This window comes from Nocardia sp. NPDC059764, assembly GCF_042732555.1.
Classification (GTDB): domain Bacteria; phylum Actinomycetota; class Actinomycetes; order Mycobacteriales; family Mycobacteriaceae; genus Nocardia.
Genome location: NZ_JBHWHH010000007.1, coordinates 15,324 through 28,412, shown reverse-complemented (window position 1 = coordinate 28,412; position 13,089 = coordinate 15,324). Strand labels below are relative to the sequence as shown.

The following is a 13,089-nucleotide window of genomic DNA, read 5'->3' as shown; positions in this document are numbered from 1 at the left end:
TTCCCGTTCCGAAAGGACCTCCCCATGCTTCGCGTCGCAGTCCCGAACAAGGGCGCCCTGTCCGAATCCGCCGTCGGCATCCTCACCGAGGCGGGCTACCGCAAACGCACCGATTCCCGTGAACTGAGCGTGATCGACCCGGTCAACCAGGTCGAGTTCTACTTCCTGCGGCCCAAGGACATCGCCATCTACGTCGGCTCCGGCGAGCTCGACCTCGGCATCACCGGCCGCGACCTGGCCCTGGATTCCGGTGCGCCGGTACAGGAACGCCTCGCGCTGGGCTTCGGCCGCTCCACCTTCCGCTACGCCGCCCCCGCCGGGCGCGAATGGAAGGTCGAGGACCTGCAGGGCAAGCGCATCGCCGCCTCCTACCCGAACCTGGTCCGGGGCGATCTGAAGGCGCGCGGCCTCGAGGCCGAGGTCATCCGCCTCGACGGCGCGGTCGAGATCTCCATTCAGCTCGGCGTCGCCGACGCCATCGCCGACGTGGTCGGCTCCGGCCGCACCCTGCGCCAGCACAACCTGGTCGCCTTCGGCGAGTCGCTGTGCGACTCCGAGGGCGTGCTCATCGAGGCCAAGGGCGCGGACCAGAACGACAAGGCCCGCAACCAGCTCGTCGCCCGCATCCAGGGCGTGGTTTTCGCCCAGCACTACCTGATGCTGGACTACGACTGCCCGAAAGCGCTGCTGGAGCGGGCCGTCGAGATCACCCCCGGCCTGGAGTCGCCGACCGTGTCCCCGCTCACCGATCCCGACTGGGTCGCGGTGCGCGCGCTGGTGCCGCGCAAGAACGGCAACGAGCTCATGGACCAGCTCGCCGACCTGGGCGCCAAGGCCATCCTGGCCACCGACATCCGGTCCTGCCGCGCCTTCTGATCCCGCTGCCAGGTCAGGCCGGGCCGGGTTCCGGCTCGTCCTGACCGGACGGGAAAGGCGGTGGCGTGCCGCCGAATTCGGGGCATAGTCGCTTGAAATCGCAGTACTGGCACATCCAGCCCGGGCTGGGCGGGAACTCGCCGGTCTCGGCGGCGGTGATGATGGCCGCCCACAGTGCCGACAGGATCCGTTCGAAGCGCAGCAGCTCCTCCGGGTCCGGGGCGTAGGTCAGGGTGACGCCGTCGGCCAGGTACATCAGCCGCAGCTGCGCCGGGGCCCGGCCCTGGGTGCGGAGCAGGACCAGGGCGTAGAACTTCAGCTGGAACAGCGCCCGGGTCTCGTACGCCAGGCCCGGGGCGCGGCCGGTCTTGTAGTCGATGACGTGCAGCTCACCGTCGGCCGAGCGGTCGATGCGGTCCACGATGCCGCGCAGCGGGGTGCCGTCGGGCAGATCGGCCTCGATGAAGGTCTCGCACGACTCGGGCTCGAACCCGGCCGGATCCTCCAGCCGGAAGTACACGTCCACCAGCTTGCGCACCTCGGCCAGGAACCCGGGCAGCTCCTCGTCCGGGATCAGCGACTCCACCTCGGGCCGGGACTCTCGTACCCCGGTCCAGGCGGGTTCGACGAGCGCGGCCGCGGCCGCCACGTCCCGCTCGGTGGCGGACAGCCCGAACAGCGCCTCCAGCACGGCGTGCACCACCGTGCCGCGTACCGCCGCCCGCGAGGGCGGCTCGGGGATCTGGTCGATCACCCGCAGCCGGTACTTGAGCGGGCACTGCTTGAAATCGATTGCGCGCGAAGGGGACAGCGCGGGTCCCCGCGGCACGAACCGCTCTGTCTCCGGGGTACTGATCGCGTCGACCGACATACCTGGCAGGCTAAACGCAGGCACCGACAAGGTGCGCACGAATTCGCCGCAGCACAATCGCAGCGACGCAGGTTTCACGACAACACGCAGAACGGAGTTTCATGACGGCCAGACGGACCGGCCCTTTCCAGATCGGTGACCGGGTACAGCTGACCGACGCCAAGGGGCGCAAGTTCACGGTGATCCTGGAGGTGGGCAAGGAGTTCCACACCCACGCCGGCCACATCAACCACGACGACCTCATCGGCGCCGACGAGGGCTGCGTGGTGAACTCCGCCAAGGGCACCCCCTACCTGGCGCTGCGCCCCCTGCTCACCGACTACGTGCTGTCCATGCCGCGCGGCGCGGCGGTCATCTACCCCAAGGACTCCGCCCAGATCGTGCACGAGGGCGACATGTTCCCCGGCGCGAAGGTGCTCGAGGCCGGGGCCGGGTCGGGCGCGCTGACCTGCTCGCTGCTGCGCGCGGTCGGCCCCGAGGGCAAGGTCATCTCCTGGGAGATCCGCGAGGACCACGCCGAGCACGCCGTCAAGAATGTCGAGCGATTCTTCGGCGAACGCCCCGAGAACTGGGAACTGACGCTGGGCGATGTGACCGAGTACGCCGGCGAGCAGGTCGACCGGGTGGTCCTGGACATGCTCAAGCCCTGGGAGGCCCTCGAGGCGGTCTCCAAGGCGCTCATCCCCGGCGGTGTCTTCCTGGCCTACGTGGCCACCACCACGCAGCTGTCCGAAGTGGTCGAGGGTCTGCGCCGCCAGGGCTGCTGGACCGAGCCCACCGCGTGGGAGTCCATGGTCCGCCCGTGGCACGTGGTCGGCCTGGCCGTGCGCCCCGAGCACCGCATGCAGGGCCACACCGCCTTCCTGGTGAAGGCCCGCCGCCTGGCCGACGGCGTCACCGCGCCGCGCCCGCAGCGCCGCCCCTCCAAGGGCTGACCCGAAACCCGAAATGGCACCTCAGCGGCGGGATGCTGCCGAGGTGCCATTTGTCTTGGCCAGCCGGGAGTTCGCGGCGCGTCTCGTGCTGGACTGCGGCGTGATAGACCTCCGCCTTGGAGCGGGGGAGCGAAGCGGAGGAGCGGAGGGAGGGAAGAACGAGACCTCCAGCGCCGCGAACCCGCCCCGGAGCGAAGCGGAGGGGCCATCAAGCACAGCCGGCGCGGGCCATTCCGAGGACGGTGCAGGCGCCCGCGTCGGAGAGCTTCCAGGCGCCGTCGGAGTACTGGAAAGCCATCGGGACGTCGGGCATGGTGCCGTGCGGGGAGGTCACGCTCACCTTGGCGTCGGCCTTGGCGCCGTCCTGTTTGATCTCGCCGACGGTGAAACTGACCTGGTAATGCGCGAGTCCCTGGTTCATGGTCTCGATATTTCCGAGACGCTTGTCGCCGTCGACGACTAGTTTGGCTTTGTCGGCGGCCGGTTTTGCCGGGTCGGCGAAGGCCGTGAGGACGCTCTGCAGGCTCTCCGCGGTCGGCGCGGGCGCGGCGGCGGCCGACGACACGGACGTATTCGTGGGCGAAGAACCCTTGTCGTCGGAGCTACATGCGGTCACAGTTGCGGTAACGGCCGCGAAGGCCGCGACGGTAGCCAGGGAAACACGAAGCGTCCGGGAGACGTTGCGCATACCAGGAGTACGACTGGTGGGAAGGAGCATCAACGGCACCTTTCGGCTCGGGCCGGCGTTAACTCGCCGGAAACAGGTTAGGGCAGGCTAACATGCCTGTCCGGCCCGTGGGCCGCAGCCTAGATGTGATCACGACGAAACCATGTCGGAAAGCGGGAACGGTTAGAGCCCGGTAGCGTTGATAGACCGGGACTGGGAGGAGCAGCATCATGAGCCCCATCGAACATTCGGATTCGGCAGCCTGGAGGGAACTCGAGGCCGTACGTGCCGAGGCAGCTGCACTCCGGAGGCAACTCGCCGACACACCCGATCGCACACGGGAATTGGAAGCGCGTGTTGATTCGCTGACGATTCGCAACACCAAGTTGATGGACACCCTGAAGGAAGCGCGCCAGCAACTGGTCGCTCTCCGTGAGGAAGTGGATCGCCTCGGCCAGCCACCCTCGGGCTACGGCGTTCTCATCGGTGTGTACGACGATCAGACGGTCGATGTGTTCACCTCCGGACGCAAGATGCGGCTGACCTGTTCGCCGAACATCGACACCACCACCCTCACCTACGGCCAGACCGTTCGCTTGAACGAGGCGCTGACCGTGGTGGAGGCCGGGAACTTCGACGCCATCGGCGAAATCGGCACGCTGCGTGAGATTCTCGACGACGGCCGCCGGGCCCTGGTCGTCGGGCACGCCGACGAGGAGCGCGTGGTCTGGCTCTCCGGTCCGCTGTCCGCACTGGTGGACGTGGACGACCTCGAGGACCCGGATCGCCCGATTCGCAAACTGCGCCCGGGTGATTCGCTGCTGGTCGACACCAAGGCCGGCTTCGCCTTCGAGCGGATCCCCAAGGCCGAGGTCGAGGACCTGGTGCTGGAAGAGGTCCCGGATGTCAACTACGAGGACATCGGTGGCCTGTCCCGCCAGATCGAGCAGATCCGCGACGCCGTCGAATTGCCGTTCCTGCACAAGGATCTGTTCCGCGAGTACGCGCTGCGCCCGCCCAAGGGCGTGCTGCTCTACGGTCCTCCCGGTTGCGGTAAGACGCTGATCGCCAAGGCCGTCGCCAACTCGCTCGCCAAGAAGATCGCCGAGGCGCGCGGTGAGGACGCCAAGGAAGCCAAGTCGTTCTTCCTCAACATCAAGGGCCCCGAGCTGCTCAACAAGTTCGTGGGTGAGACCGAGCGCCACATCCGGATCATCTTCCAGCGGGCCCGCGAGAAGGCGTCCGAGGGCACCCCGGTGATCGTGTTCTTCGACGAGATGGACTCCATCTTCCGCACCCGCGGTTCGGGCGTCTCCTCCGACGTGGAGACCACCGTTGTGCCGCAGCTGCTCTCGGAGATCGACGGTGTCGAGGGCCTGGAGAACGTCATCGTGATCGGCGCCTCCAACCGCGAGGACATGATCGACCCCGCGATCCTGCGGCCCGGCCGCCTGGACGTGAAGATCAAGATCGAGCGGCCCGATGCCGAAGCGGCGCAGGATATCTTCTCCAAGTACCTGACCGAGACGCTCCCGCTGCGCTCCGACGATCTCAACGAGTTCGACGGCGATCGCGGCAAGTGCGTGCAGGCCACCATCGAACGTGTGGTGGATCGCATGTACGCCGAGAGCGACGACAACCGCTTCCTGGAGGTCACCTACGCCAACGGTGACAAGGAAGTCCTGTACTTCAAGGACTTCAACTCCGGCGCCATGATCCAGAACATCGTGGACCGGGCCAAGAAGTATGCCATCAAGTCGGTCCTGGAAACCGGCAACCCGGGTCTGAGCATCCAGCATCTCTACGATTCGATCGTGGACGAGTTCTCCGAGAACGAGGACCTGCCCAACACCACGAATCCCGATGACTGGGCACGCATCTCGGGTAAGAAGGGCGAGCGCATCGTCTACATCCGCACCTTGGTGACGGGGAAGAACGCCAGCGCCAGCCGTGCCATCGACACCGAGTCCAACACGGGTCAGTACCTGTAAGGTTCGGAAAAGCCAAGAGGCCCGTCTCCTTTCGGAGGCGGGCCTCTTCGTCTGCGCGGAAGCCGAAGTCGCGGGTCAGCTTCCGGGGATGAAGCCCGGGTAGACCCAGTGACTGACCCCGCCGCCGGGGGCCAGGTAGCCGGTGACATTGGGGAAGTTCATCGACAGCCGCTCGAGCTGGTGCGGGTTGCCGTCGGCGTCGGCCTGGAAGCAGCTGGTGGTGACGCCGTGGAAACCGGAGCAGACGATCCGGGTCGAGTTGCCGAAGGGCGAGGTCAGACGGGCGCGGTCGACCAGGGGGTTCCAGTAGTCGAGGTCGCTGGGGGTCAGGAAGCCCCTGGCTTCGAAGACGTAGATCGGGCTGTTCGGCTGCTGGACCGGCCAATCGTCGGCCGAGGCGGTACCGGCGCCGAGGGTGAAGGCGGTCCCGGTGACGACGGCGGCCGCGGCCAGCCAGGTGACGCTGCGGGTGATCGTGTTCATTAACCCCTCCATGGAACGTCGATAGACACTGCGCGCATCCGTATCACACCAGCGCGCGATCCTCGGTCCAGTCCACGTGCAGGCGGCGTTCCCGGAAGAGCCACCGCTCGCCGTCGCGGGCGAAGGTGTCGGCGTAGCGGATGTTCATGACGAAGATCCTGGGCCCGGTGGCGTCGTCGTAGACATGGGAAGCGGTGCAATACGTCTCGCCGCAGACGGCCTCACCGTCGAAGTCCAGCAGCTGATTGGCGATGAGGTGCTGGGTGACGCGGTAGCGGTCGAGGGGCTTCATGGCCGCCTCGATCTCGGCGCGCCCGCGGACCGTGGTGGCGGGCCGGCCGGATCCCCAGTCGATGACCAATGTGCCGTCCTCGGTGAAGAGTTCGGCGATGGCGGCGTCGCGGCGGCGATCGGCATGGGCCGCATAACGCTCGGTCAGTTCGCGCAGGGCGAGGCGGTCGGGCAGATTGTCCATATCCCTTCCTAACGCCCGCTCGGTCGCCGGGTATTCGATCCGGCCCACTGGCCGGGAAACTGTTCCCCAAATGTCGCCGTGTTTTACGTGCCCGCCATCGCGGGAGGTGGAACATCAGGAGATGGCGAATGTGCGAGCGGCGCTGGTGCAGACGAACTGGACCGGCGACAAAGAGTCGATGCTCGAGGCGCACGAGGAATACGCGCGTCAGTCGGCCGCGGCCGGGGCGAAGGTGATCTGCTTCCAGGAGTTGTTCTACGGGCCGTACTTCTGTCAATTGCAGGACACCAAGTTCTACGACTACGCCGAATCGGTGCCGGGCCCGACCGTGGAGCGATTCGCGGCGCTGGCCCGCGAACTCGGCCTGGTCATGGTGCTGCCGGTGTACGAGCAGGAACAGCCCGGCCTGCTCTACAACACCGCGGCGGTGGTCGACGCCGACGGCCGCTATCTCGGCAAATACCGCAAACACCACATTCCACACGTGAACGGGTTCTGGGAGAAGTTCTACTTCCGGCCCGGAAATCTGGGCTGGCCCGTCTTCGATACCGCGGCCGGCCGGATCGGCGTCTACATCTGCTACGACCGGCATTTCCCCGAGGGCTGGCGGGCGCTGGGCCTGGCGGGCGCGGAGATCGTGTTCAACCCCTCGGCCACCTCGCGCGGCTTGTCGAGTTATCTGTGGAAACTCGAGCAGCCCGCCTCGGCGGTGGCCAACGAATACTTCATCGGGGCCATCAACCGGGTGGGCATCGAAGAATACGGGGACGACGACTTCTACGGCACCAGCTATTTCGTCGACCCGGAGGGCCAGTTCGTGGGGGAGGTGGCCTCCGACACCGCGCCCGAACTCGTCGTGCGCGATCTGAACATGGACCTGATCAAGGTGGTGCGCGACCGCTGGGCCTTCTATCGCGACCGCCGCCCCGACGCCTACGGAAAGCTGGTGGAGCCGTGAGCATCACCTTCATCCACGGCGGAACCGTGGTGTCCGCCACCGGAACCCAACCCCTCGACGTCCTCATCGACGGCGAGACCATTGCCGCGGTGGTCCGGCCGGGCTCCACCGCGCTGGGCGCCGACCTGGCCGCGGCCGCCGACACCGTCATCGACGCCACCGGCAAGTACGTGATCCCCGGCGGCGTCGACCCGCACACCCACATGCAGCTGCCCTTCGGCGGCACCGAGGCTTCCGACACCTTCGAGACCGGGACCCGCGCCGCGGCGTGGGGCGGCACCACCACCATCGTCGACTTCGCGGTGCAGAAACCGGGGGAGCGGGTGCAGGACAGCCTGGCGCTGTGGCACGAGAAGGCGGACGGGCGCTGCGCCATCGACTACGGGTTCCACCAGATCGTCGGCTCGGTGGACGCCGAATCCCTGAAGGGCATGAGCGAATTGGTGGCCGAGGGCGTCACCAGCTTCAAACTGTTCATGGCCTACCCGGGCGTCTTCTACTCCGACGACGGGCAGATCCTGCGCGCCATGCAAACCGCCGGTGACCTGGGCGCGATGCTGATGATGCACGCGGAGAACGGGATCGCCATCGATGTGCTCGTCGCGCAGGCCCTCGCTCGCGGCGAGACCGCCCCGGTGTATCACGGTCTGACCCGGCCGTGGCAGATGGAGGAGGAGGCGACGCACCGCGCGATCATGCTGGCGCAATTGACCGGTGCGCCGCTCTACGTCGTGCACGTCTCCGCCAAGCAGGCCCTGGAACAGATCGCCGAGGCGCGGGGCAAGGGGCAGAACGTGTTCGGTGAGACCTGCCCGCAATACCTGTACCTCTCCCTGGAGGAGAACCTGGCCGCACCGGGATTCGAGGGCGCGAAATGGGTGTGCTCGACCCCGCTGCGCGCCCGCGCCGAAGGGCATCAGGACGAGCTGTGGCGCTACATCCGCACCGGCGACGTCTCCACCGTGGCCACCGACCACTGCCCGTTCTGTATGAAGGACCAGAAGGAACTCGGGCTCGGCGATTTCAGCAAGATCCCCAATGGGATCGGCGGCGTCGAACACCGCCTCGACCTGATGTTCCAGGGCGTGAAGGACGGTCGCATCTCGCTCGAGAAATGGGTGGAGCTGTGCTGCACCGCCCCGGCTCGGATGTTCGGGCTGTACCCGCGCAAGGGCGTGATCAGCCCCGGCGCGGACGCCGATGTGGTGATATATGACCCGAACGGGCACACCAGCATCGGGGTCGGCAAGGCCCACCACATGAACATGGACCACTCGGCCTACGAGGGTTTCGAGATCGACGGCCACGTGGACACCGTGCTCGCGCGCGGCCGGGTGATCGTCGACGGCGGGCAGTACCTGGGCAGCGCCGGGCACGGCCGATTCCTGAAACGCGGTCTGTCGCAGAGTCTCATCTGACCCATCGGCTACGAGGGGAGAGTTCCGGCATGGACATCGGTGTGGTGTTGCAGTGCAACCCGCCCGCCTCCCGGGTGATCGAACTGGCCAGAATCGCGGAGACGCACGGGTTCTCGCACGTGTGGACCTTCGATTCGCACCTGCTGTGGCAGGAGCCGTACGTCATCCACAGCCAGATCCTCGCCGCCACCCGGCGTGTCGTGGTCGGGCCCATGGTGACCAATCCGGCCACCCGCGACTGGACGGTCACCGCGTCCACCTTCGCCACCCTCAACGACATGTTCGGCAATCGCACCGTCTGTGGGATCGGCCGCGGCGATTCGGCCGTGCGCACCCTGGGCGGCCGGCCCGTGAATCTGGCGACGCTGCGCGAATCCATCGGCGTCATCCGGGAATTGGGCAATGGCCGCAGCGCGCGGATCGGGGACACGGTGATCCACTTCCCGTGGGCGAGCCGGTCGCGGCTGCCGGTGTGGGTGGCCGGATACGGGCCGCGCGCCCTGGAGCTCGCCGGGGAGGTGGGTGACGGGTTCATCCTGCAGCTCGCCGATCCCGACATCACCGCCTGGACCATCGCCCGCGTGCGCGCGGCCGCCGAACGCGCGGGCCGCGATCCGGACGCGATCACCCTCTGCGTGGCCGCCCCGGCCTACGTCACCGACGGCACGCCCGAGGCCCTGACCCACGCGCGCGAGCAGTGCCGCTGGTTCGGCGGGATGGTCGGCAACCATGTTGCCGAGATCGTGGCCCGCTACGGCACGCACTCCGAGGTGCCCGCCGCCCTGACCGACTACATCGCGGGCCGCCACGGGTACGACTACAACGAGCACGGCCGGGCCGGGAACATCCACGCCGATTTCGTGCCCGACGAGATCGTGGACCGGTTCTGCGTACTCGGCACCCCCGACCAGCACCTGGTCCGCCTGCGTGAACTCGAGGCGCTGGGCGTCGACCAGTTCGCGGTCTACCTGCAGCACGACGCCAAGACCGCGACCCTCGACGCGTACGGCGAATCGGTCCTGCCGCGCCTCGCGCCCGCGACCGATGCCACAGTCCATGACCTATTGTGATGTAGATCACACTTTTATCAAACCGATATAAACGCAGATGGAACGCGTTCTACCGTGTAACTCCGGTCGGGTTGCTGAAAGTTCTCCGGACAAAGGCCTTCCCTTTGATTGTGAACCGTGGATGATTCACATACCCGACATGTTATGGATAGATGAGGAGTAGCAAGTGACCGGATCCGCTGAGGATTTCCTGGCTGCAGTTCTGATCAAGACCATCACGGGTCTGTTCAGCGGCAGCGCCGGTGGTAGCACCCAGCCGACCGCCTGAACGTAGCAAGAAACCGAGGGCCCATCGAATCGCGCGGGATTCGATGGGCTTTCGGCATTTCCGCGGCCGCCTCCCGCGTTCTCGGGGTGTCATGTCGTAGGTTGATCACTCGTGAGGCAGCTGACCGCAACGATCGTGGTTCTGAGTCTTTCGATGACCCTGGGGCAGGTCTCCGCGAGAGCGGAGACCGATTCGCAGCCGCCCGGGGTGGTGGCGGTGGCGCCGTCCGCCGGGGTGCCGAATCCGCTGCAGCAGTGGATCGAAGAGCATGTGCCCGCGCCGCTGAACATGGTTCCGCGAGCGTCGCGGCCGGTCGCGGCGCCGGAGGATCTGCCGCCCGAGCTGACGGCGTTGTGGAGCGCCATGCAGTCCCCGCCGACCGGGGATCCGCTCTTCGACGCCTGGCCCGCGGATCTCGCCCGCTACGAGCCCGGTGAGATTCTGGATTCGCGGGACGTGACGGACTCGGCGCGGCCGACCATGCTGCTGCTGAACCTCACCGGCATCTCGCGCGCCACGCTCCTGAAGTTCCGCACCACCAACTCCGCGGGCGAGCCCTCGATCGGCACCGCGACCCTGGTCCTGCCGCCGAAGGAATGGGCCGGGCCCGGGCCGCAGCCGGTGCTGGTGAACGCGCCCGCCACCAATTCGCTCAACAAGCGGTGCACCCCCGGGTACGTGCTGGCCCACGGCATGGAGGTGCCGACCGGCAACGACTTCACGCCGTCACCGACCACCTGGGCGCTCGAGCACGGGTACGCGCTCATCATCCCCGACCATGAGGGGCCGCTGATGGCCTACTCGGAGCCGTCGGTCGCCGGGCACAATGTGCTGGACTCGATGCGCGCGGTGCGCGGGTTCGCCCCGGATCAGTTCGGCCGCAGTCGTTTCGCCTCGACCGGCTACTCCGGCGGGGCGATCGCGTCGAACGCCGCGGCCATGCTGGTGTCGGACTACGCGCCGGAGCTGCTCCCGTATTTCGCGGGTGCGAGCTTCGGGGGACTGGTCAGCGATTATCGCCGCTTCGCCCACACCTTCGACGGCTCCTACATCTCCGCGTTCCTGCTCAGCACCGTGCTCGCGCTCGGCCGGGAGCACCCGGAGATCCTCGGCCTCATGAACCACGCGGCGCAGTGGCTGGCGACCTCGCCGATCAAGGACAACTGCAGCGGGAGTTTCGGTGCGCTCGGGATCGCGCCCATCCCGGTCGACATCATGGCCAAGGTCGACAAGCCCCTGGACAGCGCGGCGGCCGAATCGGTGTTCCAGCAGCTGAGCATGCGGGGCCGGACATCGGGTGTGCCGCTGTTCATCTACCACGGCGTCCACGATCCGTGGGTTCCCGTGTCGGAGGCCGAGGAACTGTGGCGCGAGCAGTGCGCGCTGGGCGTGGCGGCGACGAAGAACATCGTCGGTGGTGAGCACCTCGCCGCCTATGTCAGCTCCTACGGCGCGACCATGGACTGGCTGGATCGACGCCTGCGCGGCGAGCCTGCCACGGGAGACTGTGCCGCGCCCGCGGGCGGCCGGTGACGCCGGTTCAACGCAGCAGATCTCCGATCAGCACCCGGGTGTCGGGGACGAACGGCCAGTGCGGGTCCTCCAGGTAGGAGCGCAGCTCCTCGTCGCTCCACCACCAGCCGTCCGCGATTTCCTCGGGCTGATGGGTGATGGGGCCGTCGTAGCGCAGCTCGTAGGCGAACAGGTGGCAGCGCATCGGCCGTCCCTCCCACTCGCCGTCCCAGGCCGCGGCGGCCAGCGGCAGCGGCCGGTCGTCGTGTGGTCCCAGCACGATGCCCAGTTCCTCGCCCAGTTCGCGGACCGCGGCCTCGGCCGGATCCTCGCCCGGCCCCAGCACCCCGCCGGCCAGGCAGTCGTGCATGCCCGCGAAGACCGCCTTGGTGTCGGTGCGCTTGTGCACGTACACCTTCGACCCGTCGAGCGACCGCACCAGCACACCCGCGCTGGCGTGCCAGAGGCCCTGCTCGTACACCTCGGCGCGGTCCTGTGCGCCGACCTCGTGTCCGACCGCGTCGTACACCGCGATCATCTCCGGCATCTCCGGGCCCTCCTCGCTGCCGCGCCGCGGGACCCGGCGCTCTGAACAGCACTTTAGTGATGCCGCCGGGCGGGCGAGCGGTACGGTCGAGTATCGCGGCGCGCCGCGGTTCCGCCCGCTGTCGCGAGGGGGCTGCCGGGGCCCGCGCGGCGGCGTAGCCTCAGGGGCGCAACCGTTTTCGTCAGGGAGGACGAGACCATGCCACTGCCGCGGACACTGGCGAGGATCAATCGCCGGATCAGTAATCCGGTGCTGGGGATCGCGGCTCGCGTCACGCCGCTGTTCGGGGTGGTGGTGCACCGGGGACGCAAGTCGGGGCGGGTGTACCGCTCCCCGGTCATGGTCTTCCGGCGCGAGGACGGCTACCGGATCGCGCTGACCTACGGGCGGGACGTGGACTGGCTGAAGAACATTCGCGCCGCGGGCGGCTTCGAGCTCGAGACCCGAGGGCACACCGTCACCCTCACCGATCCGGTGCTCGGGCACGACGCCAGCGCGTCCTGGGCGCCGCCGCTGGTGCGGCAGGTGCTGGTGGGCCTGAACGCCGCGGACTACGTCCAGGCCCGGCCCGTGGACCGCTGACGAGCGGCATGCTCGAAATTTGCCGGGGGTGGTTCAGCTCGGGTCGGCGACCGTTCAGCGCACCCGCAGCCGGATGATGACGCAGCCCTGCTGCCAGCTCTGGTAGGCGTCGGCCCGGTTCGGATTGCCGTCGGCGTCGAATCCGATGCCGTTGAACTTCGCCCACCGCTTGTTGTGGCGGGCGATGGCCTCGGAGAGCCGGACGGCGGTGTCCTCGTCGGCGAGCACCTCCGCGTCGGCGCTGTGCTTCGGGCCGCCGAACGACACTTCCAGGGGGACGTCCGTGCGGATATTGCTCACCCAGGGGTGCTTGCCGGTGCCGACGAGGATGCCCGTTGTGCGACGATCTACCTCTGAGCAATAGCCGAACCGATCGACTGTGATGACGGTTGGTGATGGGTATGCGCGGCCGACAATCGATCCGAATCGTCGTGCT

14 protein-coding genes are annotated in these 13,089 nt (G+C 67.7%); 8 read left to right on the top strand and 6 right to left on the bottom strand.

What is annotated here, in order from left to right:
* Positions 1 to 24: 24 nt before the first annotated feature.
* A complete protein-coding gene (hisG, locus tag ACFV4K_RS02540) occupies positions 25 to 876 on the top strand; it encodes an ATP phosphoribosyltransferase (protein ID WP_379271479.1) in 852 nt (283 codons plus the stop codon).
* 13 nt (positions 877 to 889) lie between these two features.
* Here the strand turns inward: hisG and ACFV4K_RS02535 are convergent, their stop codons facing one another.
* The gene (locus tag ACFV4K_RS02535; RefSeq protein WP_379271477.1) at positions 890 to 1,747 is read right to left on the bottom strand and encodes a RecB family exonuclease; all 858 of its coding nucleotides are present in this window, start codon (positions 1,745 to 1,747) and stop codon (positions 890 to 892) included.
* Between the two features lie 101 nt (positions 1,748 to 1,848).
* Between ACFV4K_RS02535 and ACFV4K_RS02530 the strand changes: the two genes are divergently transcribed.
* Positions 1,849 to 2,682 (top strand): tRNA (adenine-N1)-methyltransferase, encoded by an 834-nt coding sequence (locus ACFV4K_RS02530; protein WP_357284042.1) that lies wholly within the window; start codon positions 1,849 to 1,851, stop codon positions 2,680 to 2,682.
* Between the two features lie 208 nt (positions 2,683 to 2,890).
* Here the strand turns inward: ACFV4K_RS02530 and ACFV4K_RS02525 are convergent, their stop codons facing one another.
* Complete coding sequence (locus ACFV4K_RS02525) at positions 2,891 to 3,247, bottom strand: hypothetical protein (RefSeq protein WP_379271475.1); 357 nt, start codon at positions 3,245 to 3,247, stop codon at positions 2,891 to 2,893.
* A gap of 332 nt (positions 3,248 to 3,579) precedes the next feature.
* On the opposite strand from ACFV4K_RS02525, the gene arc reads away from it, so the two are divergent.
* A complete protein-coding gene (gene arc / locus ACFV4K_RS02520) occupies positions 3,580 to 5,340 on the top strand; it encodes a proteasome ATPase (protein WP_357284036.1) in 1,761 nt (586 codons plus the stop codon).
* A gap of 75 nt (positions 5,341 to 5,415) precedes the next feature.
* On the opposite strand, the gene ACFV4K_RS02515 is transcribed toward arc, so the two are convergent.
* On the bottom strand, positions 5,416 to 5,823 hold the full coding sequence (locus ACFV4K_RS02515; protein WP_379271473.1) for a hypothetical protein: 408 nt from the start codon (positions 5,821 to 5,823) through the stop codon (positions 5,416 to 5,418).
* A 43-nt stretch (positions 5,824 to 5,866) separates the two neighbouring features.
* Entirely contained in the window at positions 5,867 to 6,298 is a 432-nt protein-coding gene (locus tag ACFV4K_RS02510) for a nuclear transport factor 2 family protein (RefSeq protein ID WP_379271472.1), read from the bottom strand.
* Between the two features lie 121 nt (positions 6,299 to 6,419).
* Here ACFV4K_RS02510 and ACFV4K_RS02505 point away from each other — a divergent pair, with 121 nt between their 5' ends.
* The 4 genes from ACFV4K_RS02505 (at position 6,420) to ACFV4K_RS02490 (ending at position 11,545) form a co-directional block, all read left to right on the top strand.
* Positions 6,420 to 7,256 (top strand): nitrilase-related carbon-nitrogen hydrolase, encoded by an 837-nt coding sequence (locus tag ACFV4K_RS02505; RefSeq protein ID WP_379271470.1) that lies wholly within the window; start codon positions 6,420 to 6,422, stop codon positions 7,254 to 7,256.
* A complete protein-coding gene (gene hydA / locus ACFV4K_RS02500; RefSeq protein WP_379271468.1) occupies positions 7,253 to 8,674 on the top strand; it encodes a dihydropyrimidinase in 1,422 nt (473 codons plus the stop codon). Before ACFV4K_RS02505 ends, hydA begins: the two co-directional genes overlap by 4 nt.
* A 29-nt stretch (positions 8,675 to 8,703) precedes the next feature.
* Positions 8,704 to 9,744 carry a TIGR03842 family LLM class F420-dependent oxidoreductase gene (locus ACFV4K_RS02495; protein ID WP_379271467.1) on the top strand — a complete coding sequence of 347 codons (1,041 nt, stop codon included), beginning with the start codon at positions 8,704 to 8,706 and terminating at the stop codon, positions 9,742 to 9,744.
* Positions 9,745 to 10,123: 379 nt separating this feature from the next.
* Positions 10,124 to 11,545 carry a lipase family protein gene (locus ACFV4K_RS02490; protein ID WP_379271465.1) on the top strand — a complete coding sequence of 474 codons (1,422 nt, stop codon included), beginning with the start codon at positions 10,124 to 10,126 and terminating at the stop codon, positions 11,543 to 11,545.
* A 7-nt stretch (positions 11,546 to 11,552) separates the two neighbouring features.
* Here the strand turns inward: ACFV4K_RS02490 and ACFV4K_RS02485 are convergent, their stop codons facing one another.
* Complete coding sequence (locus tag ACFV4K_RS02485; protein ID WP_379271463.1) at positions 11,553 to 12,071, bottom strand: NUDIX domain-containing protein; 519 nt, start codon at positions 12,069 to 12,071, stop codon at positions 11,553 to 11,555.
* A gap of 198 nt (positions 12,072 to 12,269) precedes the next feature.
* Between ACFV4K_RS02485 and ACFV4K_RS02480 the strand changes: the two genes are divergently transcribed.
* Positions 12,270 to 12,653, top strand: coding sequence for a nitroreductase family deazaflavin-dependent oxidoreductase (locus ACFV4K_RS02480; RefSeq protein WP_379271461.1), 384 nt, complete (start codon positions 12,270 to 12,272; stop codon positions 12,651 to 12,653).
* Between the two features lie 54 nt (positions 12,654 to 12,707).
* Here ACFV4K_RS02480 and ACFV4K_RS02475 read toward each other — a convergent pair whose 3' ends face one another.
* Complete coding sequence (locus ACFV4K_RS02475; protein ID WP_379271459.1) at positions 12,708 to 12,953, bottom strand: hypothetical protein; 246 nt, start codon at positions 12,951 to 12,953, stop codon at positions 12,708 to 12,710.
* Positions 12,954 to 13,089 lie beyond the last annotated feature (136 nt).

Bases quoted from the DNA above. Each gene is read 5' to 3' on its own strand.
- hisG (WP_379271479.1), top strand. From the start codon at position 25: ATGCTTCGCGTCGCAGTCCCGAACAAGGGCGCCCTGTCCGAATCCGCC.
- ACFV4K_RS02535 (WP_379271477.1), bottom strand. From the start codon at position 1,747: ATGTCGGTCGACGCGATCAGTACCCCGGAGACAGAGCGGTTCGTGCCG.
- ACFV4K_RS02530 (WP_357284042.1), top strand. From the start codon at position 1,849: ATGACGGCCAGACGGACCGGCCCTTTCCAGATCGGTGACCGGGTACAG.
- arc (WP_357284036.1), top strand. From the start codon at position 3,580: ATGAGCCCCATCGAACATTCGGATTCGGCAGCCTGGAGGGAACTCGAG.
- ACFV4K_RS02515 (WP_379271473.1), bottom strand. From the start codon at position 5,823: ATGAACACGATCACCCGCAGCGTCACCTGGCTGGCCGCGGCCGCCGTC.
- ACFV4K_RS02510 (WP_379271472.1), bottom strand. From the start codon at position 6,298: ATGGACAATCTGCCCGACCGCCTCGCCCTGCGCGAACTGACCGAGCGT.
- ACFV4K_RS02505 (WP_379271470.1), top strand. From the start codon at position 6,420: ATGGCGAATGTGCGAGCGGCGCTGGTGCAGACGAACTGGACCGGCGAC.
- ACFV4K_RS02495 (WP_379271467.1), top strand. From the start codon at position 8,704: ATGGACATCGGTGTGGTGTTGCAGTGCAACCCGCCCGCCTCCCGGGTG.
- ACFV4K_RS02485 (WP_379271463.1), bottom strand. From the start codon at position 12,071: ATGCCGGAGATGATCGCGGTGTACGACGCGGTCGGACACGAGGTCGGC.
- ACFV4K_RS02480 (WP_379271461.1), top strand. From the start codon at position 12,270: ATGCCACTGCCGCGGACACTGGCGAGGATCAATCGCCGGATCAGTAAT.